The sequence below is a fragment of the Enterobacter sp. UPMP701 genome (genome assembly GCF_053709515.1).
Genome location: NZ_JBSKJN010000003.1, coordinates 95,143 through 117,439, shown reverse-complemented (window position 1 = coordinate 117,439; position 22,297 = coordinate 95,143). Strand labels below are relative to the sequence as shown.

Annotated in this window: 21 protein-coding genes; 10 read left to right on the top strand and 11 right to left on the bottom strand. The window is 54.6% G+C overall.

Going from position 1 to position 22,297, the window contains the following annotated elements:
• Window positions 1-7 precede the first annotated feature (7 nt).
• Together osmF and bglX are read right to left on the bottom strand one after the other, a co-directional pair.
• Window positions 8-925 (bottom strand): glycine betaine ABC transporter substrate-binding protein OsmF, encoded by a 918-nt coding sequence (osmF, locus tag ACWKXT_RS09200; protein ID WP_454528523.1) that lies wholly within the window; start codon window positions 923-925, stop codon window positions 8-10.
• A 146-nt stretch (window positions 926-1,071) separates the two neighbouring features.
• The gene (gene bglX, locus ACWKXT_RS09195) at window positions 1,072-3,369 is read right to left on the bottom strand and encodes a beta-glucosidase BglX (protein WP_454532255.1); all 2,298 of its coding nucleotides are present in this window, start codon (window positions 3,367-3,369) and stop codon (window positions 1,072-1,074) included.
• 189 nt (window positions 3,370-3,558) lie between these two features.
• Between bglX and dld the strand changes: the two genes are divergently transcribed.
• Both dld and ACWKXT_RS09185 read left to right on the top strand, forming a co-directional pair.
• The gene (dld, locus tag ACWKXT_RS09190; RefSeq protein WP_454532254.1) at window positions 3,559-5,307 is read left to right on the top strand and encodes a D-lactate dehydrogenase; all 1,749 of its coding nucleotides are present in this window, start codon (window positions 3,559-3,561) and stop codon (window positions 5,305-5,307) included.
• Between the two features lie 112 nt (window positions 5,308-5,419).
• Complete coding sequence (locus tag ACWKXT_RS09185) at window positions 5,420-5,974, top strand: N-acetyltransferase family protein (RefSeq protein ID WP_454528520.1); 555 nt, start codon at window positions 5,420-5,422, stop codon at window positions 5,972-5,974.
• A gap of 94 nt (window positions 5,975-6,068) precedes the next feature.
• On the opposite strand, the gene pbpG is transcribed toward ACWKXT_RS09185, so the two are convergent.
• Both pbpG and ACWKXT_RS09175 read right to left on the bottom strand, forming a co-directional pair.
• Window positions 6,069-6,992 carry a D-alanyl-D-alanine endopeptidase gene (gene pbpG, locus ACWKXT_RS09180; RefSeq protein WP_454528519.1) on the bottom strand — a complete coding sequence of 308 codons (924 nt, stop codon included), beginning with the start codon at window positions 6,990-6,992 and terminating at the stop codon, window positions 6,069-6,071.
• 167 nt (window positions 6,993-7,159) lie between these two features.
• On the bottom strand, window positions 7,160-7,747 hold the full coding sequence (locus ACWKXT_RS09175) for a Yip1 family protein (RefSeq protein WP_080328622.1): 588 nt from the start codon (window positions 7,745-7,747) through the stop codon (window positions 7,160-7,162).
• A gap of 157 nt (window positions 7,748-7,904) precedes the next feature.
• On the opposite strand from ACWKXT_RS09175, the gene ACWKXT_RS09170 reads away from it, so the two are divergent.
• Window positions 7,905-8,477: a DedA family protein gene (locus ACWKXT_RS09170; RefSeq protein ID WP_454532253.1), complete on the top strand. Its 573-nt coding sequence runs from the start codon at window positions 7,905-7,907 to the stop codon at window positions 8,475-8,477.
• An 88-nt stretch (window positions 8,478-8,565) separates the two neighbouring features.
• Here ACWKXT_RS09170 and ACWKXT_RS09165 read toward each other — a convergent pair whose 3' ends face one another.
• The 4 genes from ACWKXT_RS09165 to ACWKXT_RS09150 all read right to left on the bottom strand — a co-directional run bounded on the left by ACWKXT_RS09165 (window position 8,566) and on the right by ACWKXT_RS09150 (window position 12,723).
• Window positions 8,566-9,330, bottom strand: coding sequence for an SDR family oxidoreductase (locus ACWKXT_RS09165; RefSeq protein WP_454528517.1), 765 nt, complete (start codon window positions 9,328-9,330; stop codon window positions 8,566-8,568).
• Window positions 9,331-9,380: 50 nt separating this feature from the next.
• Window positions 9,381-10,799 carry a multidrug resistance outer membrane protein MdtQ gene (mdtQ, locus tag ACWKXT_RS09160; protein WP_454532252.1) on the bottom strand — a complete coding sequence of 473 codons (1,419 nt, stop codon included), beginning with the start codon at window positions 10,797-10,799 and terminating at the stop codon, window positions 9,381-9,383.
• A 152-nt stretch (window positions 10,800-10,951) separates the two neighbouring features.
• A complete protein-coding gene (gene dusC, locus ACWKXT_RS09155) occupies window positions 10,952-11,884 on the bottom strand; it encodes a tRNA dihydrouridine(16) synthase DusC (protein ID WP_454528515.1) in 933 nt (310 codons plus the stop codon).
• A gap of 41 nt (window positions 11,885-11,925) precedes the next feature.
• On the bottom strand, window positions 11,926-12,723 hold the full coding sequence (locus ACWKXT_RS09150; protein ID WP_454528514.1) for an AraC family transcriptional regulator: 798 nt from the start codon (window positions 12,721-12,723) through the stop codon (window positions 11,926-11,928).
• Between the two features lie 59 nt (window positions 12,724-12,782).
• Between ACWKXT_RS09150 and ACWKXT_RS09145 the strand changes: the two genes are divergently transcribed.
• From ACWKXT_RS09145 to ACWKXT_RS09115, 7 genes are all read left to right on the top strand, one after another.
• Window positions 12,783-13,493, top strand: coding sequence for a type 1 glutamine amidotransferase (locus tag ACWKXT_RS09145; protein ID WP_454532251.1), 711 nt, complete (start codon window positions 12,783-12,785; stop codon window positions 13,491-13,493).
• Window positions 13,494-13,677: 184 nt separating this feature from the next.
• A complete protein-coding gene (locus tag ACWKXT_RS09140) occupies window positions 13,678-14,073 on the top strand; it encodes a CidA/LrgA family protein (protein ID WP_346806109.1) in 396 nt (131 codons plus the stop codon).
• Window positions 14,070-14,765 carry a CidB/LrgB family autolysis modulator gene (locus ACWKXT_RS09135; RefSeq protein ID WP_454528512.1) on the top strand — a complete coding sequence of 232 codons (696 nt, stop codon included), beginning with the start codon at window positions 14,070-14,072 and terminating at the stop codon, window positions 14,763-14,765. The genes ACWKXT_RS09140 and ACWKXT_RS09135 overlap by 4 nt, the downstream gene beginning before the upstream one ends.
• A 129-nt stretch (window positions 14,766-14,894) precedes the next feature.
• The gene (cdd, locus tag ACWKXT_RS09130) at window positions 14,895-15,779 is read left to right on the top strand and encodes a cytidine deaminase (protein ID WP_454532250.1); all 885 of its coding nucleotides are present in this window, start codon (window positions 14,895-14,897) and stop codon (window positions 15,777-15,779) included.
• Window positions 15,780-15,905: 126 nt separating this feature from the next.
• Complete coding sequence (gene sanA, locus ACWKXT_RS09125) at window positions 15,906-16,616, top strand: outer membrane permeability protein SanA (protein ID WP_454528511.1); 711 nt, start codon at window positions 15,906-15,908, stop codon at window positions 16,614-16,616.
• A 134-nt stretch (window positions 16,617-16,750) separates the two neighbouring features.
• A complete protein-coding gene (locus ACWKXT_RS09120; RefSeq protein WP_454532249.1) occupies window positions 16,751-18,100 on the top strand; it encodes a type II toxin-antitoxin system HipA family toxin in 1,350 nt (449 codons plus the stop codon).
• The gene (locus ACWKXT_RS09115) at window positions 18,097-18,534 is read left to right on the top strand and encodes a helix-turn-helix transcriptional regulator (RefSeq protein WP_454528509.1); all 438 of its coding nucleotides are present in this window, start codon (window positions 18,097-18,099) and stop codon (window positions 18,532-18,534) included. The genes ACWKXT_RS09120 and ACWKXT_RS09115 overlap by 4 nt, the downstream gene beginning before the upstream one ends.
• A 36-nt stretch (window positions 18,535-18,570) precedes the next feature.
• On the opposite strand, the gene mglC is transcribed toward ACWKXT_RS09115, so the two are convergent.
• The 3 genes from mglC to mglB all read right to left on the bottom strand — a co-directional run bounded on the left by mglC (window position 18,571) and on the right by mglB (window position 22,195).
• The gene (gene mglC / locus ACWKXT_RS09110; protein ID WP_013097952.1) at window positions 18,571-19,581 is read right to left on the bottom strand and encodes a galactose/methyl galactoside ABC transporter permease MglC; all 1,011 of its coding nucleotides are present in this window, start codon (window positions 19,579-19,581) and stop codon (window positions 18,571-18,573) included.
• Between the two features lie 15 nt (window positions 19,582-19,596).
• The gene (gene mglA, locus ACWKXT_RS09105) at window positions 19,597-21,117 is read right to left on the bottom strand and encodes a galactose/methyl galactoside ABC transporter ATP-binding protein MglA (RefSeq protein ID WP_116338700.1); all 1,521 of its coding nucleotides are present in this window, start codon (window positions 21,115-21,117) and stop codon (window positions 19,597-19,599) included.
• A 79-nt stretch (window positions 21,118-21,196) separates the two neighbouring features.
• Window positions 21,197-22,195, bottom strand: coding sequence for a galactose/glucose ABC transporter substrate-binding protein MglB (gene mglB / locus ACWKXT_RS09100; RefSeq protein WP_014884564.1), 999 nt, complete (start codon window positions 22,193-22,195; stop codon window positions 21,197-21,199).
• Between the last annotated feature and the right edge of the window lie 102 nt (window positions 22,196-22,297).

The following is a 22,297-nucleotide window of genomic DNA, read 5'->3' as shown; positions in this document are numbered from 1 at the left end:
TTTCCCGTTACTTCGCAAGCCCTTGTTGTTTCAGGAAGTCGGCGGCCACTTTTTTGGCATCCAGCCCCTCGACGGCAATGCTGGCATTCAGCTGTTGCAGCGTTTTTTCATCCAGCTTTTCGAAGACCGGTTTGAGCCATTCCGCTATATCCGGATAGGCTTTCAGCACTGCCTCACGCACGACCGGGGTCGGGGCGTAAATCGGCTGGACGCCTTTTGGATCGGTCAGGGTTTGCAGGCCCAGCGCCGCGACCGGGCCGTCGGTGCCGTAGGCCATCGCCGCGTTAACGCCGGAGGTTTGCTGCGCCGCCGCTTTGATGGTGACCGCCGTATCCCCGCCCGCCAGAGAGAGCAGCTGCGCCTGGTCGAGTTTGAAGTCGTACGCTTTTTCGAATGCCGGAAGCGCATCAGGACGCTCGATAAACTCCGCGGACGCCGCGAGCTTGAAGTCGCCCTTCTCTTTCAGATAGCGGCTGAGATCCGCAAGCGAGGTGAGCTTACCTTTTTCCGCCACGTCCTTACGCACGGCGATAGTCCAGGTATTATTGGCCGGAGCCGGGGTCAGCCAGACCAGCTTGTTCTGTTCCGCGTCGAGTTTTTTGACTTTTTCATAGCCAGCTTTGGCATTTTTCCATGCCGGATCGTTCTCTTCTTTAAAGAAGAATGCGCCATTGCCGGTGTATTCCGGATAGATATCCAGCTCGCCGGAGGTAATCGCGCCGCGCACGACGGGCGTGGTGCCCAGCTGAACTTTATTGACGGTTTTCACGCCGTGGCTTTCCAGCACCTGCAAAATAATATTGCCGAGCAGCGCGCCTTCGGTATCGATCTTTGAGCCCACTTTTACCGGCTCCGCCGCCTGTAGCGGCAGGCTTAGCGCCGCGAGTAGCGCTGCAGAAACTGCCATCCCCGTTTTAATCGTCATTCCGCTGTCCTCATTTTTTTATCGCCTTTTTCAGAGGCTTGAGAGAAAAGCGTAGCTTAAAACGACGGATTTACCCGGCAAAATGCCTTTTTAGCATAAGGTAAGACGCATCCCCCGGAAATCGGGGGATGCAAAGGAGGGAAAGGTTACAGAAGCTCGAACTCGCCCTTATTCACGCGGGCGGAATCTACCCCGATAAAGACGTTAAACTTGCCCGGTTCCGCATCATATTTCATCTGCTGGTTCCAGAACTTCAGCGCGTCCACGTCAATCGGGAAGCTGATGGTTTGGGTTTCACCAGGCTTAAGATTGACCTTCTCAAAGCCCCGCAGCTGCTTCACAGGGCGGCTCATCGACGCGGTGACATCCTGCACGTACATCTGAATCACCGTTGCCCCTTCGCGCTTGCCGGTGTTGGTCACCTCAACGCTGGCGGTGATCTTGCCGTCACGCTTCAGGCTCGGCGCCGACATTTTCACGTCAGACACCTTGAAGGTGGTGTAGCTCAGGCCGTAACCAAACGGATACAGCGGGCCGTTAGCTTCGTCGAAGTAACGAGACGTGTACTTATTCGGTTTGTCGGCGTTGTACGGACGACCGGTGTTCAGGTGGCTGTAGTAGACCGGGATCTGCCCGACGGAGCGCGGGAAGGACATCGGCAGCTTGCCTGACGGGTTGTAATCACCAAACAGCACGTCGGCGATGGCGTTACCGCCTTCGGTACCGGCGAACCAGGTTTCCAGAATGGCGTCAGCCTGCTGGTCCTCTTTCACCAGCGCCAGCGGACGACCGTTCATCAGCACCAGCACCAGCGGTTTGCCGGTCGCTTTCAGGGCGGCGATCAGATCGCGCTGGCTCTGCGGAATGGTGATATCGGTGCGGCTGGAGGCTTCGTGCGCCATACCCTGCGCTTCCCCCACGACCGCAACAACGACGTCAGACTGCTTCGCCGCGTTGACCGCTTCGTCGATCATCTCCTTCGGCGTGCGTGGATCGACCTTCACCGCTTCCTCATACTGGTTGAGGAAGGTGACGATGTCTTTATCGTTGGTGACGTTCGCCCCTTTGGCGTACACCACTTTGGCGTTTTCACCGACGGCGCTCTTAATGCCGGTCAGCACGGTCACGGACTGATCGGCCACGCCCGCGGCAGACCAGCTGCCCATCACGTCGCGCTTGCTGTCAGCCAGCGGGCCCACCACGGCGATGGTGCCGGATTTTTTCAGCGGCAGCGTGTCGAGACGGTTCTTCAGCAGCACCAGGCTTTCGCGCGCCACGTCACGCGCTTCTTTGCGGTGCAGGCGGCTTTCGGCGTTGGTGTCCGCCGGGTCTGAATCTTTCGGCCCCAGGTGGCTGTACGGATCGTTAAACAGACCCATGTCATATTTGACGTTCAGCACGTGGCGCGCGGCATCGTCCAGCTCCGCCATCGTGACCTTGCCGCTCTTCACCAGCCCCGGCAGGTATTTGCTGTAGTACTCGTCGCTCATGCTCATGTTGATGCCGGACTTGAGCGCCACGCGCACCGCGTCTTCCGGGTCGGAGGCGGTGCCGTGTTTGATCAGCTCCTTAATCGCGCCGTGGTCGGAAACGGTGATGCCCTTAAAGCCCCACTGGTCGCGCAGCACGTCTTTCAGCAACCAGGAATCGGATGTCGCAGGCGTACCGTTCAGCGAGTTCAGCGCCACCATCACTGCGCCGCTGCCCGCGTCCAGACCAGCCTTGTACGGCGGCATGTAATCGTTGAACAGGCGCTGCGGACTCATGTCGACGGTGTTGTACTCTTTACCGCCTTCCACTGCGCCATAGGCCGCGAAGTGTTTAACGCTGGTCATCACCGAGTAGCGATCCGCCGGGCTTTTGCCCTGCATCGCTTCCACCATGGTTTTGCCCATCGTGGCCGTTAAAAAGGTATCTTCACCGAAGCCTTCCGAGGCGCGGCCCCAGCGCGGGTCGCGCGAGACGTCGACCATCGGCGCCCAGGTCATATTCAGGCCGTCATCCGCCGCTTCATAGGCAGAAACACGCCCTACAGTTTTCACCGCGTCGAGGTTAAACGAGGAGGCTAAGCCGAGGCTGATCGGGAAGACGGTACGCTGGCCATGCACCACGTCATAGGCGAAGAACAGCGGGATTTTCAGGCGGCTAAGTTCCATCACCTGATCCTGCATTTTGCGGATATCCTGGCGGGTAACGGTATTAAAGATGGCCCCGACCTGCCCGTCTTTGATCATCTCGCGGATGGCCTCTTTCGGGTTATCCGGACCGACGCTGATCAGACGCAGCTGGCCGATCTTCTCATCGACCGTCATCTTCTTAAGCAACTCCGTGACAAACGCGTCGCGGGCTTCAGGCGTGAGCGGGTGATTACCAAACAAATCCTCTGCCATCGCAGGTTGCAGCGCCAGGCTGACGGCAACACCTACAGAACATAGCCATTTCATGTTGTTATTCTCTCTCATCAATAACCGTGGGAAGCACCCGGCCAGACCGTGCGAAAAGCGCAGTGTGCCACAAACCCTCTGAACGTTGCAGGGTTATTCTCTGATTTTTCTCGTGAATACCCGACCGCTGAACAGTGAATCGCGCTATGCTTTACAGCGAGAAATTTGCCCCACCACAAGGAGTGGAAGATGACTTCTGTTCGAACTGACGATAACAAAACTTTTATTAACGAACTGTCGCGCCTGGTTGGCTCCTCTCACCTGCTTACCGACCCGGCCAAAACTGCCCGCTACCGTAAGGGCTTCCGCTCCGGCCAGGGCGAGGCGCTGGCGGTGGTCTTTCCCGGCACGCTGCTGGAACTGTGGCGCGTGCTGAGCGCCTGCGTCGCCGCCGACAAGATTATTTTAATGCAGGCCGCCAATACCGGCCTGACCGAAGGCTCCACGCCGAACGGCAACGATTACGATCGCGACATCGTGATTATCAGCACCCTGCGCCTCGATAAGCTGCACCTGCTGGACAAAGGCGAGCAGGTGCTCGCGTTCCCGGGCACCACGCTCTACTCGCTGGAAAAAGCGCTTAAGCCGCTGGGCCGCGAGCCGCACTCGGTGATCGGCTCCTCCTGCATTGGTGCCTCAGTGGTTGGTGGGATCTGTAATAACTCCGGCGGCTCGCTGGTACAGCGCGGACCGGCCTACACCGAGATGTCGCTGTTTGCCCGCATCGACGAAAACGGCAAGCTGACGCTGGTGAACCATCTGGGTATCGATCTGGGCGTGACGCCCGAGCAGATCCTCAGCAAGCTTGACGACGATCGCGTGAAGGACGAAGACGTTCAGCACGATGGGCGTCACGCGCACGATCACGATTACATCACCCGCGTGCGGGATATCGACGCTGACACCCCGGCGCGCTATAACGCCGACCCGGACCGCCTGTTTGAATCCTCCGGCTGCGCGGGCAAGCTGGCCGTTTTTGCCGTGCGTCTTGACACCTTCCCGGCAGAGAAAAAACAGCAGGTGTTTTACATTGGCACCAACCAGCCCGGAGTTCTGACCGAAATTCGTCGCCATATTCTGGGCGAGTTCACCCACCTGCCGGTGGCGGGCGAATATATGCACCGGGATATTTACGACATCGCCGAGCGCTACGGGAAAGATACCTTCCTGATGATCGACAAGCTCGGCACCGATAAAATGCCGTTCTTCTTCACCATGAAGGGGCGCACCGACGCGATGCTGGAAAAAGTGTCGCTGTTCAAACCCCACTTTACCGACCGCTTTATGCAGAAGCTGGGCAACGTTTTCCCGGCCCATCTGCCGGAGCGAATGAAAATCTGGCGCGATAAGTATGAACATCACCTGCTGCTGAAAATGGCCGGGGACGGGATTGCTGAAGCGCAGAGCTGGCTTACCGAGTTCTTCAAAACCGCCGAAGGCGATTTCTTTGCCTGTACGCCGGAAGAAGGCAGCAAAGCGTTCCTGCACCGCTTCGCCGCGGCGGGCGCCGCTATCCGTTACCAGGCGGTACATTCCGAAGAGGTGGAGGATATTCTGGCGCTGGATATCGCCCTGCGACGCAACGATACCGAGTGGTTTGAGCATCTGCCGCCGGAGATCGACAGCAAGCTGGTGCATAAGCTCTATTACGGTCACTTTATGTGCTACGTCTTCCATCAGGACTACATCGTCAAAAAAGGCGTTGATGCGCACGAACTGAAGGAGCAGATGCTCGCCCTGCTGCGCGAGCGTGGCGCACAATATCCTGCGGAACACAACGTCGGGCATCTTTATAAAGCCCCTGACGCACTTAAGCAGTTTTATCGCGAGAATGACCCTACAAACAGCATGAACCCCGGCATCGGCAAAACAACGCGGAAGAAATACTGGAAAGAGAGTGCAGACACGGAGCAGCCCATAACGCAAACGTCTGATTAATTCCTACAGCCAAATTTGAGAGATTGTTTAGCGCTCCTTAATCGTACTAGAGTAGCTTTCTGTCGCCGGAGAAACGTTTCTCCGGCATGTTACGATGAGGAGCAGACACATCATGTCGGCTGTTGATGTTTTATCCGAAACCGAGCTGGAAGTGCGCGACGCCCTTCCCGATGATGTGCATGCCATCGCCGCCATCTATGCCTGGCATGTGCTTCACGGCCGCGCGTCATTCGAAGAAGTTCCCCCCACCATCGATGAAATGCGTCAGCGTATGAAAAACGTGGCCGAAAACGGTTTACCGTGGCTTATCGCACTCTATCGCGGCATCGTGGTGGGCTATTGTTACGCCACCCCTTACCGACCGCGCCAGGCCTATCGCTATACCCTGGAAGAGTCGATTTACGTGGATGCCAGCATCACCGGACGCGGTTTTGGCACCGCATTAATGAACGCGCTGATCGCACGCTGCGAGCAGGGCCCGTGGCGGCAGATGATCGCCGTTGTGGGAGATGGCAATAATAATTCCGGCTCGTTACGGCTGCATAAAAAACATGGCTTCGAGATTGTCGGCCAATTGCGTAGCGTGGGGTATAAGAAAGGCGACTGGCGGGATACGGTGATAATGCAGCGCCCGCTCAACGACGGGGACTGGACGCTGCCGGAATAAAAGCAAAACGGTAACCTGGGTTACCGTTTTTAGTGTTTTCTCCCTCTCCCTGTGGGAGAGGATCGGAGTGAGGGCATCAGCGCGCACAAACGACTCAGTCGTTCTGCGCCGTCGCCATCTGTTCCGCTTTCTGCTTTTTATACGTCAATGCCGCGGCCGGAACGGGCTGCACTTTTCCTGTTTCAATCCAGGTGCGCAGACGGCTGGCATCCGCAAAGTGGGTATATTTGCCAAAGGCATCCATCACCACCAGCGCCACCGGCTTACCGTTGAACACGGTACGCATCACCAGACAGTGGCCTGCCGCATTGGTAAAGCCGGTTTTGGTTAACTGAATATTCCAGTTATCACGGTATACCAGATGGTTAGTATTGCGGAACGGCAGCGTGTACGACGGATTCGAGAATGTTGCCATGTCCTCGCGCGTGGTGCTGAGCTGACCGAGCAGCGGATATTGCTTCGTGGCGATCAGCATCTTCGTCAGGTCACGCGCCGTGGAGACGTTATGAATCGACAGCCCGGTCGGCTCCACATAGCGGGTATTGGTCATCCCCAGCGCTTTGGCTTTCGCGTTCATCGCGCGGATAAACGCGTCGTAGCCGCCAGGATAGTGGTGCGCCAGGCTGGCCGCCGCACGGTTTTCGGACGACATCAGCGCCAGCAGCAGCATATCTTTACGGCTGATTTCACTGTTCAGGCGCACGCGAGAGTAAATCCCTTTCATTTCCGGCGTGTGGCTGATATCGACTTTCAGTTTTTCGTCCAGCGGCAGATGTGCATCAAGCACGACCATCGCGGTCATTAATTTGGTTATGGAAGCAATCGGGCGCACCAGGTCCGGGTGACTGGCGTAAATGACCTTATTGGTGTTGAGATCAACAATCATCGCGCTACCGGACGCAATTTGCGGCTGGGCAGCAGCGGAGGTCACCGCGGGCGTTTTGGCGACGGCTGGCACGGCAGCGGACGCGCCCAGCAACAGCGCCAGGCTAAGTAATGAGACTCGGAATTTCAGCATGGTGAGACTTCTGATAATTATTCACGCACGTTATGACGTACACCGCCTGCGTCGACGGATAAACACAGGCTGGCTTCGGCATCATAGCGGTCACCGTGCTTTGTCGCCAGTGGATAATCGTGAAGAAATGCTGCATTGCTGGCATTTACGCCAGCAATGCAGTGAGCTTAGAAGAGACGGTATCCATAACCCCAAAGAATAACCGTCAGCGCCAGTAACGCCTCCAGTACCAGCACCCCAATGGCAAGCGTGGAGCTGGAGAAGCTCAGGCCCTCTTCTTTATTGATATTCAGGAAGGTAGGAACGCCCAGATACAGCAGATAACCGGTGTAAAAGAGCGCAACAGTACCGATCAGCGCGCACAGCCAGACCAGTGGATAGAGCGCAACAATACCGCTTAAGAACAGCGGGGTCGCGACGTATCCGGCAAAGACCATACAGTGTGCCAGTGATGGGCGCTGCGGGTAGTTACGCGCCATCCAGTGAATGACGCGCCCCATGACCGCCACCCCCGCCAGCATGAGGCCATAAAAAAGAATGGCCATATAAAGCCCGGTAAACCAGGAGAGCTGAACCACGGTACCGTCACCGAAGTTCCAGCCGATTTGTGTTGTGCCAATAAACGCGCATATTACGGGTACCGCGGCCATCAGCAGCACGTGGTGCGTGTAATGATGCGAGACCGTTTCGTTCTCACTTTTAATGACATGCATTTCACGATCGGGATGGGAGAAAAGTCCCCAGACATGGTTCATAGCGCCCCCTTGTTGTCGGCCCGTCAGCGATACCTTAAGTATAATGCAGGCTTTAGATTATTTTATGTACAGTGGGAAATTTCCGTTGATTGCCGCACGGTTGATGCAGGGGGTATATGATTAAACGAGGTACGCAGAGGGAGATAATCTTTACGCAATGGATATTAACGCGCTAATTGAACACTATGGGTATGCCGCGCTGGTCATCGGCAGCGTGGCAGAAGGGGAAACCATCACGCTGTTAGGCGGCGTCGCCGCGCATCAGGGCTTACTGAAATTCCCGCTGGTTGTCGCCGCGGTCGCGCTGGGCGGTATGATTGGCGACCAGCTGCTCTACTTTCTGGGGCTGCGCTTTGGCCCGACGCTGCTAAAGCGTTTCGCTAAACACAAAAAGAAAATCAACCGCGCGCAGCGTCTGATCCAGCGCCATCCTTATCTGTTCGTCATCGGTACCCGCTTTATGTACGGCTTCAGGATTATCGGGCCGATACTGATTGGCGCCAGTCGCCTGCCGCCAAAAATTTTCCTGCCGCTGAATATTCTTGGCGCGATAGCCTGGGCGCTGATCTTCACGACGCTTGGTTACGTGGGCGGTGAGGTGATTGGCCCGTGGCTGCATAACCTTGACCAACACCTGAAGCACTGGGCGTGGCTGATTCTGGTGGTTGTGGCGGTGATCGGGGTCAGGCTGTGGATGCGGCAACGGGAAAAGAGGCGAGATGAAGAGTGAGTGCGGTCTACTCCCCCTCACCCTACCCCTCTCCCCAAAGGGGAGAGGGAACTAGATACACCCTCTCTCCTTTGGGGTGAGGGGAAACTTACCCTTCCGGCTTAAACTGCGGGTTCGCCAGCATAAAACCCCCGTCGACGATGAACGATTGTCCTGTCGTATAGCTGGCGTCGCTGTCGCACAGCCACGCCACCAGGCTGGCGATTTCTTTGGTGTGGCCCGGCCTTGCCAGCGGGATTTCCGGCATTGAACCTTCCTTCACTTCGCTGTCGTCCATATCGTTCATTGGCGTGGCAATGGCACCCGGTGCAACGGCGTTCACCAGAATCTTGTGCTTAACCAGCTCCATCGCCATCGATTTGGTTAAGCCGCCGAGCGCATGTTTCGCGGCGGTATAGGCGCTGGCTTCCGGCAGCGGCGTGTGCTCATGTACCGAGGTAATGTTCACAATCCGCCCCCCTTCCCCCTGCTTCACCATCTGCCGGGCGGCAATCTGCGAGCAGAGAAATGCGCCGTCAACGTCGACGGTGAAGATGTTTCGCCAGTCGTCAAAAGGCATCTCAAGGAAGGGCGCTTTGGTCATCGCTCCGGCATTGTTAACCAGAACGTCCAGCCGACCGAAACGCGCAATCAGCGTTTCAATAGCGTCGGCACCTTCCGGGAGCGTGCTTAAATCAAGATGGATAGCCTCTGCGCGCTGCCCCCGGGCTTCGACTTCCCGGCAGGTTTCCAGCGCCCCTTTTTCATCGGAATGCCAGGTGACGCCGATATCAAACCCACGCTCTGCCAGCATCAGCGCCGTGGTTTTACCAATCCCGGAATCCGATGCCGTTACAATCGCTACTCTGGTCATACTCACCTCCTGAAAAACTGCAAAGAGGTAAGTATAGATAATGACCATTTTTAGCCATGATGATAGCCGCCGCCAAGCGCCGAGGTGAGTTGCAGCGTGGCGTCGAGATACTGACCTTTCAGCATTACGCCTTCAAGATGTTCTTTAAGAGCCGGTATCCTGGCTTCACTGACCCGCGAGCCAGCAATAATACCTGCGCTAAAACGCGCCTGCGCCAGCGCCACCACGCGCGCCGCATCTTTTTCAATCTGCTGCTGGTGACGGTTTTTTGCCGTCAGGGTTTCGACTTCGCTGGCGGTGCGCGCTACCTGATTGACCGCCTCCACCACCGCTTTGTTGTAATTGGCGACCGAGAGATTATTCTGCGCCTGGGCAATATCCAGGTTGGCATTCAGCCTGCCGCTGTCGAAAATAGGCAGCGTCAGCCCGGCGGTAACGCCCATCTGCTGCGCGGAAGAGCGGAACAGATCGCTCAGGTGAAGGGCGTCCTGCTGTAAGAATGCCATCAGGTTCACATCAGGGTAGAACGCCGCTCTGGCGGCTTCCACCTCGCTCATGGAGGCTTCAATATACCAGTGCGCTTCCTGCAGATCCGGACGGCGAGCCAGCAGTTCATATCCCAGCGTTGACGGTAGCGAGGCTTCGGTTGCAGGTAACGCGTGGCGCGTAAGCTGAATTGCAGATGTACCGGTCAGCGCATCCAGACGCGCTTCAAGGGCCTTCATTTTGCCCTTCACATCAGCTAACTGCTCATCAGTCTTACTGGCATGAATATCGGTTTCGACGCCTTCCACCGAGGAGGTAATACCGTGCTGATACAGTTCACGATCGGCGTCGATAATATTTTCCTGCTCCTGTTTGATCTGGACAAGTACATCCCCTGCTTCGGCCTGGGTCTGCCACGCCCAGTAAAGACACGCAACGCTGGTTGAAAGCAGCTGGCGGGTCTGCTCCAGCTCCGCTTTTTGCGCATTCACTTTACCGATACGCGCTGCAATCCGGGCGCGGTTTTTACCCCACAGATCGAGATCCCAACCCGCCGTCAGGCCAAAGGTGCCATTGGTGTACCAGGGGCCGGTGGTTCCCGCCGCCGGGTCGGTCAGGGCAAACGGCCCCATCAGCCCTTCCGCCGACATCTTTTGCCGTTCAACATCCGCAGAAAAATCCATTTGTGGGCCATCGGCTGCGATAGCGGCTCTGGCCTGCGCTTCTGCGAGCGTAATACGCTGCCGGGCAATTTGCATATCGGGAGCATCCGCTATGGCTTTGGCAATAAGCGAATTTAACTGCGGGTCGTTATATTCTTTCCACCATTCGTTTTTCGGCCAGTCAACATGGCTCAGTCGGGTATTAACAGACGCGGCTGTCGTTTGCGTTTTAATTGGCGACACCGTGGAATGTTCCGGTGCACAGGCAGCCAGCATAAAAACCAGGGGAGCACTCAGAGATAAAATAAGAAAACGTTTCATTACGCCATGCACTCAAAAAAATAAAGGCGCAACTTACGCTTGATGACGCGCTATTTTTTAGTAATGCGTGGCAATCCGCAAATTGTCATACATTTACATACCTGGCAAAATATTCACCAAATAAATTATTAAAATTCAAATATTTGTGCGGGTTATTTTGACTGGATGACCCGGGCAATATCAGCAGAAGTTTGCAGCGTGCGGATCTCCTGAAACAGCCCCAGCGCTTCGCTGTACTCTTTGCGTAAATAACTCAGCCACTGCTTAATACGCGCGACGTGATACAAACCGGTGTCGCCCTGCTTTTCCAGACGGCTGTATTTTTGCAGCAGCGTGACAACGTCTGGCCACGGCATACGCGGCTCGTTATATTTTACCACCCGGCTAAGGTTAGGCACATTTAGCGCGCCGCGGCCGATCATTACCGCATCGCAGCCGGTGGCGTTCAGGCACGCCTGCGCGCTCTCGTAATCCCAGATTTCGCCGTTGGCGATCACCGGAATGGTGAGGCGTTTGCGGATTTCACCGATCGCCTGCCAGTTAATGCGCTCGGCTTTGTAGCCATCTTCTTTGGTGCGGCCATGCACCACCAGCTCGGTAGCCCCGGCCTGCTGCACCGCATCGGCGATTTCAAACTGCCGGGCGTCGCTGTCCCACCCCAGGCGCACCTTCACCGTCACCGGCAAATGCGTAGGCACGGCCTCACGCATGGCTTTCGCGCCGCGGTAAATCAGCTCTGGATCTTTCAGCAAGGTCGCCCCGCCGCCGCTGCCGTTAACCAGCTTCGACGGGCAGCCGCAGTTGAGATCCACGCCGTAAGAGCCCAGCTCAACCGCGCGGGCAGCGTTTTCCGCCAGCCATTCAGGATACTGGCCGAGCAGCTGAATACGCACCAGCGTGCCGGAAGAGGTCCGGCTCTGGTTGTGCAGCTCGGGGCACAGGCGGAAGAAGGATTTTACCGGCAACAACATATCGACCACGCGCAGGAACTCCGTCACGCAGAGATCGTAATCGTTCACCTCGGTAAGCAGCTCGCGCACGAGCGAGTCGAGCACGCCTTCCATTGGGGCCAGTAAAACACGCATAGCAGTACCTGTAAAAAAAGACGCGCTATAGTAGCCGCTCTCTATATCGCTGGGAAGCGCTTCTGTTCAGGGAGAAAGTCACCCGGGGTTGCCCCAACAATGACGCGAAACGCCGCCGCAAATGCCGCCGGGCCAGAAAACCCCAGCATCCAGGCTACCTGTTTAACCGGGTACCCGTTTGCGAGGAGATCCAGCGAGGCACAAATCCTTGCACGCTGTCGCCAGGCCCGGAAGCTAAAGCCGGTATCTTTGATAAACGCGCGTGAAAATGTGCGTTCAGACATCGCGGCCCGTTCCGCCAGCCTTTCCAGAGAAAGATTCCAGAGATTGTTGGCAATGATGTCACAGGCAACGCGATGTAAGCGCTCATCAACGGGCATCGGCAGTTCGGCCGAAATCTGCTGCGTCTCGCTGAGGATATCGAGCAGCAAAACGGCCATGCTGCGCTGGCTTGCCGGGCGGTATTCCGCGCTGAACAGCCCGGCAATCAGCTCTTTGAACAACGCTGTCGCCATAATCACGTGAACCTCTTCTTTCCGCTTAAACGGTTCGCATTGCGATATCAGCGCCGGGCTAAACCAGACCGCGCGGAGCTCCGTTGCGGATAACACGCTGTAGGTGTGTTCCTGAAAGGGAGGGATCCACAGCGCGCGCTGCGGCGGTATTACCCAGCGTTTGCTTCCGGTTTCGACCAGCATGACCCCTTTGATGGCAAACAGTAGCTGCCCCTGCGAATGCTGGTGAGGCGGATCCACTTCACCGCGCGTGTAGCTAATTGCCCCTCTTGACCATCCGATGGCATCATCGTGAATTGGCGTTTTATCGACAACGGTTGGCATTTCACATTCCTCCCTTCCTCTTATGATGCTGCTTGTACACGTAACCAGAGAGAGACGCAATGCACATCCATTTTATCATTCATGAACATTTCGAAGCGCCAGGTGCCTATGAAACCTGGGGGAAAAATCGCGGCTGTAGCCTGAGCTACACCAGAGTTTATCAGGGCGATCCTTTACCCGAGGAGCTGGGGCGCACAGACCTGCTTATCATCATGGGAGGCCCGCAGTCACCCGCCACGACGCTTGAGGAATGCCCCTGGTTTGATGCGCAGGCGGAAAAAGCACTCATCAGCCGCGCGATAGAGGCAGGTAAAACGGTGATAGGCGTTTGTCTGGGCTCACAGCTTATCGGTGAGGCGCTGGGCGCAGCGTTTTGCCATAGCCCGGAAAAAGAGATCGGCAAATTTCCCGTCAGGCTTACAGATGCAGGCAAGGCGAACCCGCTGTTTGAAGATTTTGGCCACGAGCTGAACGTCGGTCACTGGCATAACGATATGCCAGGGTTGACGACGCAGGCTAAGGTTCTCGCTTACAGCGAGGGCTGTCCCCGCCAGATCGTGCAATACGGCGAACGGGTTTACGGTTTTCAGTGCCATATGGAACTGACGCCGGAGGTTGTAGAGCTGCTGATTGAGCATTCGCAGAACGACCTTCGCCGTGCGGATGAATTCCGTTTTGTCGAAACGGCGGAAAAACTCCGCTCGCATGATTATTGCGAAATGAACCAGGCGCTGTTTTCTTTCCTCGATAAACTGACCGCCTCGCGCTGATGCAATCTCTGGCTCGTCACTTCGCCACCGTACTCCCTTTCCTCTAAACTGTAGCCTGTCCCTGTAAGGCGATACCCGACGTTCCATTCCGGAATGTCTGGTATGCTCAAAATTCATGATGTGATCCGTGGCACATTTTTAGGTTTAATTGTATGATGAATGCGTTTCAGTAAGGACTATCACCATGAGCAAATCATTGAACATTATCTGGCAATATCTGCGCGCATTCGTCCTGATTTACGCCTGCCTGTATGCTGGCATTTTCATCGCGTCGCTGCTGCCTATCACCATACCCGGCAGCATTATCGGTATGCTGATCCTCTTTGTTTTACTGGCGCTGCAAATTCTGCCTGCAAAGTGGGTTAACCCTGGCTGCTTCGTCCTTATCCGCTACATGGCGCTGCTGTTCGTGCCCATCGGCGTGGGCGTCATGCAGTATTTTGATTTGCTCAAAGCGCAGTTCGGCCCGATTGTGGTCTCCTGCGCGGTCAGTACGCTGGTGGTTTTTCTGGTGGTGAGCTGGAGTTCGCATCTGGTACATGGCGAACGTAAAATGGTCGGGGAGAAAACAAAAAAATGATGGCTAATATCTGGTGGTCGCTGCCGTTAACCCTGCTGGTTTTCTTCGCCGCGCGCAAGCTTGCCGCTCGTTTCAAAATGCCCTTGCTGAACCCGCTGCTGGTGGCGATGGTGGTGATTATTCCCTTCCTGCTGCTCACCGGCATTCCCTACGAACGCTACTTTGCGGGCAGCAAAATTTTAAACGATCTCCTGCAACCCGCCGTTGTCGCGCTTGCCTTTCCTTTATATGAGCAGCTGCACCAGATCCGCGCCCGATGGAAATCCATCATTACGATCTGTTTTGTGGGAAGCCTGGTGGCGATGATCACCGGCACGTCGGTGGCGCTGTTGATGGGAGCCTCCCCGCAGATTGCCGCCTCTATTCTGCCTAAATCGGTGACCACGCCTATCGCGATGGCGGTAGGCGGCAGCCTCGGCGGGATCCCGGCCATCAGCGCGATGTGCGTTATTTTCGTCGGTATTCTCGGCGCGGTGTTTGGTCACACCCTGCTGAACGGGATGCGTATTCACACCAAAGCGGCGCGCGGGCTGTCGATGGGCACCGCCTCGCACGCGCTGGGCACTGCACGCTGCGCGGAACTGGACTATCAGGAAGGGGCGTTTAGCTCGCTGGCGCTGGTCATCTGCGGCATTATCACCTCCCTGCTCGCCCCGTTCATTTTCCCCGTGATTCTGGCGGTGATGGGCTAAAATTTGCGATGCGTCGCGCAAATTTCATTTTGATTTCATAAGTTGCATACATAATGAGAAGTGGATCACATATAAAGCCCTGACGGCTCCGTAAACTACCGATCCATTAACCTTTATGAGGCAAACGCCATGCACCCACGTTTTCAAGCTGCCTTCGCTCAGCTTGCAGAAAATTTGCAGTCAGCCCTGGCTCCCGTTCTGGCAGATGCACATTTCCCCGCCCTGCTGACGGCGGAGCAGGTCACGGTGCTGAAACAGGCAACGGGGCTGGATGAAGACGCATTGGCTTTCGCACTGCTCCCCCTGGCTGCCGCCTGCGCCCGGGCCGATCTTTCCCACTTCAACGTCGGCGCCATTGCGCGCGGCGTCAGCGGAACCTGGTACTTCGGCGGGAACATGGAGTTCCTCGGAGCAACCATGCAGCAGACTGTTCACGCCGAGCAGAGCGCCATCAGCCACGCCTGGCTGCGCGGTGAGAAAGCCCTGAACGCCATCACCGTTAACTACACCCCATGCGGCCACTGCCGTCAGTTTATGAATGAGCTGAACAGCGGGCTGCAGCTGCGCATCAACCTGCCAGGTCGCGCGCCGCACACGCTGGGGGATTACCTGCCGGACGCCTTCGGGCCGAAAGATCTGGAAATTAAAACGCTGCTGATGGACGAGCAGGATCACGGTTACGCCCTGTCCGGCGATGACCTGAGCCAGGCGGCCATTCGCGCGGCGAACAAGAGCCACACCCCGTACAGCAAATCCCCGAGCGGCGTGGCGCTGCAGTGCCGCGATGGCGGGATCTTCACCGGCAGCTATGCGGAAAACGCCGCGTTTAACCCAACCTTGCCGCCGCTGCAGGGCGCGCTTAACCTGCTGAGCCTGAACGGCTACGACTATCCGGACATTCAGCGCGCTATTCTGGCAGAAAAAGCCGATGCACCGCTGATTCAGTGGGACGCCACCGCCGCAACGCTCAAGGCGTTAGGCTGTACGACGATTGACCGCGTTCTGCTTGCGTGATCCTTCCGGCGGGCAGAAATGCCCGCCACGTTGCTGAAAAACCCCTCAGTTGAGTCGCTGTTTCTTGCGCTAACCAGGCGGGTAAAGTAGCCTGAGTTAAATTTCATCCACGAACGAGCCATCTCCATGTTAAAGCGCGTTTTTTACAGCCTGTCTGTCCTGGTCGGCATACTGCTGTTTATCGTGCTGGGTCTCGACCGCTGGATGAGCTGGAAAACCGCCCCCTACATCTTTGATGACCTGCAGGATCTGCCCTATCGCCAGGTGGGCGTGGTGCTTGGCACCGCCAAATATTACCGCACCGGGGTGATCAACCAGTATTATCGCTACCGCATTCAGGGCGCGCTGAACGCCTATAACAGCGGCAAGGTGAACTACCTGCTGCTGAGCGGCGATAACGCCCTGCAAAGCTATAACGAGCCGGTGACGATGCGGAAGGATTTGATTGCCGCAGGCGTCGATCCGGCCGATATCGTGCTCGACTATGCGGGTTTCCGCACCCTGGATTCCATCGTGCGGACCCGTAAAGTCTTCGACACCAACGACTTCATCATCATCACCCAGCGCTTCCACTGCGAGCGTGCGCTATTTATTGCGCTCCATATGGGCATTCAGGCGCAGTGTTATGCGGTGCCATCGCCTAAGGATATGCTCAGCGTGCGCGTACGCGAGTTTGGTGCGCGTTTTGGCGCCCTTGCGGACCTCTACATTTTCAAACGTGAACCGCGCTTCTTAGGCCCGCTGGTCCCGATTCCGGCGATGCATGAAGTGCCGGAAGACGCGCAGGGTTACCCGGCAGTGACGCCGGAGCAGCTACTTGAGATGCAGAAGAAGTAATACAACTCTACAATGCGTGATATAAAACGCTTTATTCTCTTTTCAGACGCTTAATGAGTGATATAAGTAGCGCAACTTGCTTTTATCACTCTCAATGAGTAATATTTTACTCATTATTGCTTTATGGAGGTGAGATGGAGACGTTAACCGTACAGGCATATCTGAACGAAACATGGACGGATATCGCTCTCATCAAATATCCAGGAAGTGATAAAAATGACTGGAATACCACGCAGTTAGACTATCTCACTGAGTATGCGATTAATTTTTTAGACTATGATGATTTTCACGCGGTCTCAGTCAATCACCCTGTATCACTCTTTTTTGATGACCATGGTCAACCGGGCTGGCTGCGATTTATCGATGATATCATTCCCGCCGGAGCCAGCCGCCGTTATTGGATAAATGCGCTCGGTATCAGCGAATTGCCCCTTGGCCAGCAAAATTTCTTATTGCTGAAATTTGGCACAATGTCCCCTGTGGGAAATTTGCGAATTAAAGAATCTGTTCCTGAATGGAATAAAGTCGCGAGCGCTAAAAAGTTTACGGTAGCGGACGTCATCGATCGTGCGGCCGATTTTCTGGATTATGCCCAGGAAAGAGGCGCGGCTGCGGGTGGGGCAACTGGCGCTGGCGGTGAAGCGCCTAAACTTTTGCTGCGCTGTAGTGAAACTGATGCCATCTGGATCGATACCTGGCAAAACGAGCCGGATAACCGGGATCGCTATTATTTGGTTAAATATCCTCGCGGAAACAGAACAGAAGTTGACTGTAATATTCTGCGGGCTGAATTTCATTATTACCACGAGCTTAACGCGATGGGTTTTTCCACGATCCCAGTAGACACAATGCGCCTTGAAGAAGGTAGCCATTACCCGTCTCTGTGGTTACCGCGTTTCGACATAGTGAGAAATGAGCAGGACCAACTGGTCAGGCTGGGTATGGAATCGGTGTATTCGCTATTACAAAAAGCACCCGGCACTCTCCTGGATCATGAGACAACGCTGCGCGCGTTAATTAACAAAATTACCTCCAGCCATATGGTTCAGCATCAGGGCTACCAATTCGATATTCCGGGCTTTGTAACAGAATGGGTGCGTCGCGATCTGGTAAATATTATTTTTGGAAATAGTGACAACCATGGACGAAACACCGCCTTTGTGAAAGCTGAAAACCAAATTATGCTCTCCCCTGTGTATGACTTTGCGCCGATGAAAGCCGATCCTGAAGGGATACCTCGAACCCTGAAGTGGTCATTATCTTGCGAATCAGGGGGGGATTATAATTTCAACTCTATCGCGCAAGCGCTGGCGGAGTGGATCCCTCCCGCAACTTTACTTGACGCTCTGCATGAGACAGCCGTCCAGCTCATCGATCTTCCGGAAAGGCTGGCGGCGCGAGGCGTTCCGGAACAGATAATGGAAATGCCCGCGATTGGTTTTCACTATATTCCGAATAAGCTTTCCCGTTGGGGTTTATTATGAAAACATCTAATAAAGCTGAATCAGAGCTTCTACAGACATTAGCCCGAGTACGCAGCGTAAATAAAAAGCGACAGCATGATGAGGCAGAAGATCCGGACACATCATCGATGGTGAAGAGGCAACGCGTTTCACAAGGCTTAACACGGATTAGTACTCTCGATCGCCAGGCTGTACTGCATGCAGCCATACGGGACATTTTACTGGGTAAAATCACACAGGGAGAGGCGCTGAAAAGACTCAGGGTCGAAGTGCTGGGGCTGAAGCAGGATGAATATGCAAAGCTGGTCAGCGTATCCCGGAAAACATTGTCGGATGTAGAAAATAACAGAGGCAATTATTCCGCTGACGTCATAAATAAAATCTTTAAGCCCTTTGGGCTTCAAACCGGGCTGGTGCCTGTTTCAAAATCGCTTATAGCTTCACTTTTCTCCTGAAAAACCCGCATCGCTGCGGGTTTTTCATTCCTGCGCTTATTTCTTACGCGCGTACTTCAGTGAATCGAGCGCCACCGCGAAGATAATAATCGCGCCCTTGATGATGTACTGCCAGTACGGGTTCACGCCGATGTAGGTCAAACCGTAGTTGATCACGGTAAAGATGATCACACCGGTGACCACGCCGAGCACGGTTCCCACCCCGCCGCTGAAGGAAACGCCGCCGACCACGCAGGCGGCAATCGCATCCAGCTCGTACATGAAGCCAAGGTTGTTAGTTGCGGAGCCGATACGGCCTGCTTCCAGCATCCCGCCGAAGGCGTAGAACACACCGGACAGCGCGTAAATCATCAGCAGGTTCAGGGCTACGTTTACCCCGGACACTTTCGCCGCTTCCGGGTTACCGCCGATAGCGAAGATGTTTTTACCGAAGCGCGTTTTGTTCCACAGGATCCAGACGAAAGCCACCGCAATCAGCGCATAGAAGGTAATGTATGACAGGCGGAAGCTGCCCAGCGCAATAAAACCTTGCGTGAAGGTGGAGAAGCCGCTGTCAAAGCCAGAGATTGGCGACGCGCCCACGAAGTCGTAGTACAGGGAGTTGATGCCATAAACGATGATCATCGTACCCAGGGTGGTGATAAACGGCGTCACGTTAAGGTAGGCGATGATAATACCGTTGATCAGACCAATTACCGCCCCGATGGCGCAGACAATCAGGATCACGACGAAAATCGGCATGGTTGCCATTTCCGGGAATACCTTGTTGGCGTTTTCCATCGACTGCAGCAGGGTTGCCGCGATCACCGCCGCCAGGCCGACCTGACGACCAGCAGAAAGGTCTGTCCCCTGGGTGACGATGAGCCCCGCCACGCCCAGCGCAATGATAATACGCACGGAGGACTGGGTCAGAATGTTACTCAGGTTCAACAGGCTTAAGAACGTAGGGTCCTGGAAAATAATGATGGCCAGCAGGACTAAAAGAACAACGTAAATACCGCCTTCTTTCAGGTAAGTGAGAAAACTTTTTTTATTTAACGCACTCATGAGGAGCCCCTGATCTTAAAGGTGCAAAGACGCAAGACGCAAAATTTCGTTTTGCGTAGTCGTTTTGGTGTCAACAATACCGGCAACGAGACCATTGCTCATAACCAGAATACGGTCCGTGATCCCTAACAGTTCCGGCATTTCGGAAGAAATAATAATGATCCCTTTATTCTTTTTCGCCAGCTCGGCAATCAGCTGATAAATTTCAAACTTCGCACCGACGTCAATACCGCGGGTTGGTTCATCCAGCATCAGAATTTCAGGCTGGGTTAACAACCAACGGCCGATAATGACTTTCTGCTGGTTACCACCGGAAAGCGAACCAATTTGTGTGCGGTGGCCTGGCGTTTTCACGCGCATGGAGTCAATTACCCATTGGGTATCGCTCTTCATACGGGAGTTATCAAGCAGTCCGACTTTGTTTTTGTAATTACGAATATTCGAAATTAACGAGTTAAAGTTAATATCCAGATAAGCATAAATACCGGTCGAACGACGCTCTTCCGTCACCAGCGCAAAACCATTGTTAATGGCTTCGTTGGCGTTGTGATTGTTAATTTTCTTTCCGTGCAGGGTAATGGTGCCTTCGGCTTTCTCACGAATACCAAACAAGGTTTCCACGATATCGGTACGCTTTGCCCCTACCAGGCCAGCAATGCCCAGAATTTCGCCCTTGTGCAGATCGAAGGAGACGTCGCGAATAGACGGCTGACGCAGCGAGGTCAGGTTACGCACCTCCAGAATCACTTCGCCTGGCTTGTTTTCTTTATCCGGGAAGCGCTGGTTCAGGGAGCGACCAACCATCATGGCGATGATCTTATCCATGTCCAGCCCTTCCAGCGGCTGCGTGGCAATCCACTGGCCGTCGCGCAGGATGGTAATTTCATCGCACAGCTGGAAGATCTCTTCCATTTTGTGCGAGATATAGACGATGCCGCATCCGCGATCTTTCAGCTTACGAATAATGGTAAAAAGGTGATTAACCTCTTTTTCCGTTAATGACGAGGTGGGTTCGTCCATGATGACGATTTTCGCGTCATAGGAGAACGCTTTGGCAATTTCGATCATCTGCATCTGGGAAACGGATAATGTCCCCACGCGGGCGCGCGGATCGATATCAATATCCAGCTCATCGAAAATCGCTTTGGTGTCGCGATACATTTTGTCCTGATCGACAAACACACCTTTGGTTGGATAACGACCCAACCACATGTTATCCATTACCGAACGTTGCAGTACCAGGTTTAATTCCTGGTGAACCATTGAGATACCGTTTTCCAGTGCTTCTTTCGCTGAATGGAAATCGATCTCTTTCCCCTGAAAAAGAATGCTGCCAGAATCTTTTTGATAGATCCCAAAAAGACATTTTAATAACGTTGATTTACCCGCACCATTCTCCCCCATTAATGCATGAATAGAGTGAGGGCGGACTTTTAAATTAACGTTATCGAGTGCCTTAACACCGGGAAATGACTTGTTAATACCGTTCATTTCCAACAAGTATTCGCCGGTTGACTGAGTAGTTGTGCTGACCATAATTATACCTTGTTGGCCTCGCATATCGCGTTATAAAAGGGCGCAACAGGTTGCGCCCAGTGAAGACAATTCAGATCACTTATTTACCGATAAACTCAGCCAGGTTGGACTGGTCTACGCCCACGTAAGGTACGCGAACGATTTTGTTGTCAATTTTCCAGCTGGTGCCATCTGCCGCGCCCTTACCATCGGCGAGGTTTTTCGCCAGGTCGAAGGTCGCTTTCGCCTGGTTGTTAGCATCGTTCAGAACGGTACCGGCCATCGCGCCAGATTTAACCAGCGCCAGCGCTTCTGGCAGGGCATCCACGCCAAATACCGGAATGGACGATTTATTGTGGGCTTTCAGCGCTTCAACCGCACCCATTGCCATCGCATCGTTGTTGGCAATGACCACTTCGATTTTGTTTGCGTTCGGGCCAGACAGCCACGCGTCCATCTTATCTTTCGCCTGAGCGGTGTCCCACATCGCCGTATCTAACGCCAGCTGCTGGGTTTTCAGGCCCTTGTCGTTCAGCTCTTTGATAACATAGGTGGTACGTGCTTCAGCATCCGGATGGCCTGGTTCGCCTTTCAGCAGCACGAACTGGATCTGGCCGTCTTTGTTCAGATCCCAGTTCGGGTTAGCCGCCCAGTGTTTCGCGATCAGATCGCCCTGAATAATACCGGACTCTTTGGAGTCAGTACCGACGTAATACGCTTTGTCATAGCTGTCCAGCGCCTTACGGGAAGGTTCTTTGTTGAAGAAAACGATTGGCACGTTCTGACCGCGCGCTTTCTCGATAACCGTGCCTGCTGCAGCCGGGTCAACCAGGTTGATTGCCAGCGCTTTCACGCCTTTCGCCAGCAGAACATCGATCTGGTCGTTCTGTTTGGACTGGTCGTTCTGGGAGTCATTCATCAGCAGCTGTACGTCTGGCGCTGCTTTCGCATCTTTCTCAATTGCTTTACGCACAACAGACATGAAGTTGTCGTCGTATTTATAGATGGTCACACCAATACGGGTATCCGCAGCGTGCGCTGCTGCACCAAAAAGCATGCTTGCCATTACAGCAGACAGGGTCAACACCTTCTTATTCATGGTATCTCCGGTTTTTTTATGCAGGGTAGTTCTTGTGAATAACAATCGGCAGGCAGGTGTTAATAAAACGTTACTGACAGCCGACGTTCACTTATAAAATTT

Coding starts and splice junctions, on each gene's coding strand:
- osmF (WP_454528523.1), bottom strand. CDS start 925: ATGACGATTAAAACGGGGATGGCAGTTTCTGCAGCGCTACTCGCGGCG.
- bglX (WP_454532255.1), bottom strand. CDS start 3,369: ATGAAATGGCTATGTTCTGTAGGTGTTGCCGTCAGCCTGGCGCTGCAA.
- dld (WP_454532254.1), top strand. CDS start 3,559: ATGACTTCTGTTCGAACTGACGATAACAAAACTTTTATTAACGAACTG.
- ACWKXT_RS09185 (WP_454528520.1), top strand. CDS start 5,420: ATGTCGGCTGTTGATGTTTTATCCGAAACCGAGCTGGAAGTGCGCGAC.
- pbpG (WP_454528519.1), bottom strand. CDS start 6,992: ATGCTGAAATTCCGAGTCTCATTACTTAGCCTGGCGCTGTTGCTGGGC.
- ACWKXT_RS09175 (WP_080328622.1), bottom strand. CDS start 7,747: ATGAACCATGTCTGGGGACTTTTCTCCCATCCCGATCGTGAAATGCAT.
- ACWKXT_RS09170 (WP_454532253.1), top strand. CDS start 7,905: ATGGATATTAACGCGCTAATTGAACACTATGGGTATGCCGCGCTGGTC.
- ACWKXT_RS09165 (WP_454528517.1), bottom strand. CDS start 9,330: ATGACCAGAGTAGCGATTGTAACGGCATCGGATTCCGGGATTGGTAAA.
- mdtQ (WP_454532252.1), bottom strand. CDS start 10,799: ATGAAACGTTTTCTTATTTTATCTCTGAGTGCTCCCCTGGTTTTTATG.
- dusC (WP_454528515.1), bottom strand. CDS start 11,884: ATGCGTGTTTTACTGGCCCCAATGGAAGGCGTGCTCGACTCGCTCGTG.
- ACWKXT_RS09150 (WP_454528514.1), bottom strand. CDS start 12,723: ATGCCAACCGTTGTCGATAAAACGCCAATTCACGATGATGCCATCGGA.
- ACWKXT_RS09145 (WP_454532251.1), top strand. CDS start 12,783: ATGCACATCCATTTTATCATTCATGAACATTTCGAAGCGCCAGGTGCC.
- ACWKXT_RS09140 (WP_346806109.1), top strand. CDS start 13,678: ATGAGCAAATCATTGAACATTATCTGGCAATATCTGCGCGCATTCGTC.
- ACWKXT_RS09135 (WP_454528512.1), top strand. CDS start 14,070: ATGATGGCTAATATCTGGTGGTCGCTGCCGTTAACCCTGCTGGTTTTC.
- cdd (WP_454532250.1), top strand. CDS start 14,895: ATGCACCCACGTTTTCAAGCTGCCTTCGCTCAGCTTGCAGAAAATTTG.
- sanA (WP_454528511.1), top strand. CDS start 15,906: ATGTTAAAGCGCGTTTTTTACAGCCTGTCTGTCCTGGTCGGCATACTG.
- ACWKXT_RS09120 (WP_454532249.1), top strand. CDS start 16,751: ATGGAGACGTTAACCGTACAGGCATATCTGAACGAAACATGGACGGAT.
- ACWKXT_RS09115 (WP_454528509.1), top strand. CDS start 18,097: ATGAAAACATCTAATAAAGCTGAATCAGAGCTTCTACAGACATTAGCC.
- mglC (WP_013097952.1), bottom strand. CDS start 19,581: ATGAGTGCGTTAAATAAAAAAAGTTTTCTCACTTACCTGAAAGAAGGC.
- mglA (WP_116338700.1), bottom strand. CDS start 21,117: ATGGTCAGCACAACTACTCAGTCAACCGGCGAATACTTGTTGGAAATG.
- mglB (WP_014884564.1), bottom strand. CDS start 22,195: ATGAATAAGAAGGTGTTGACCCTGTCTGCTGTAATGGCAAGCATGCTT.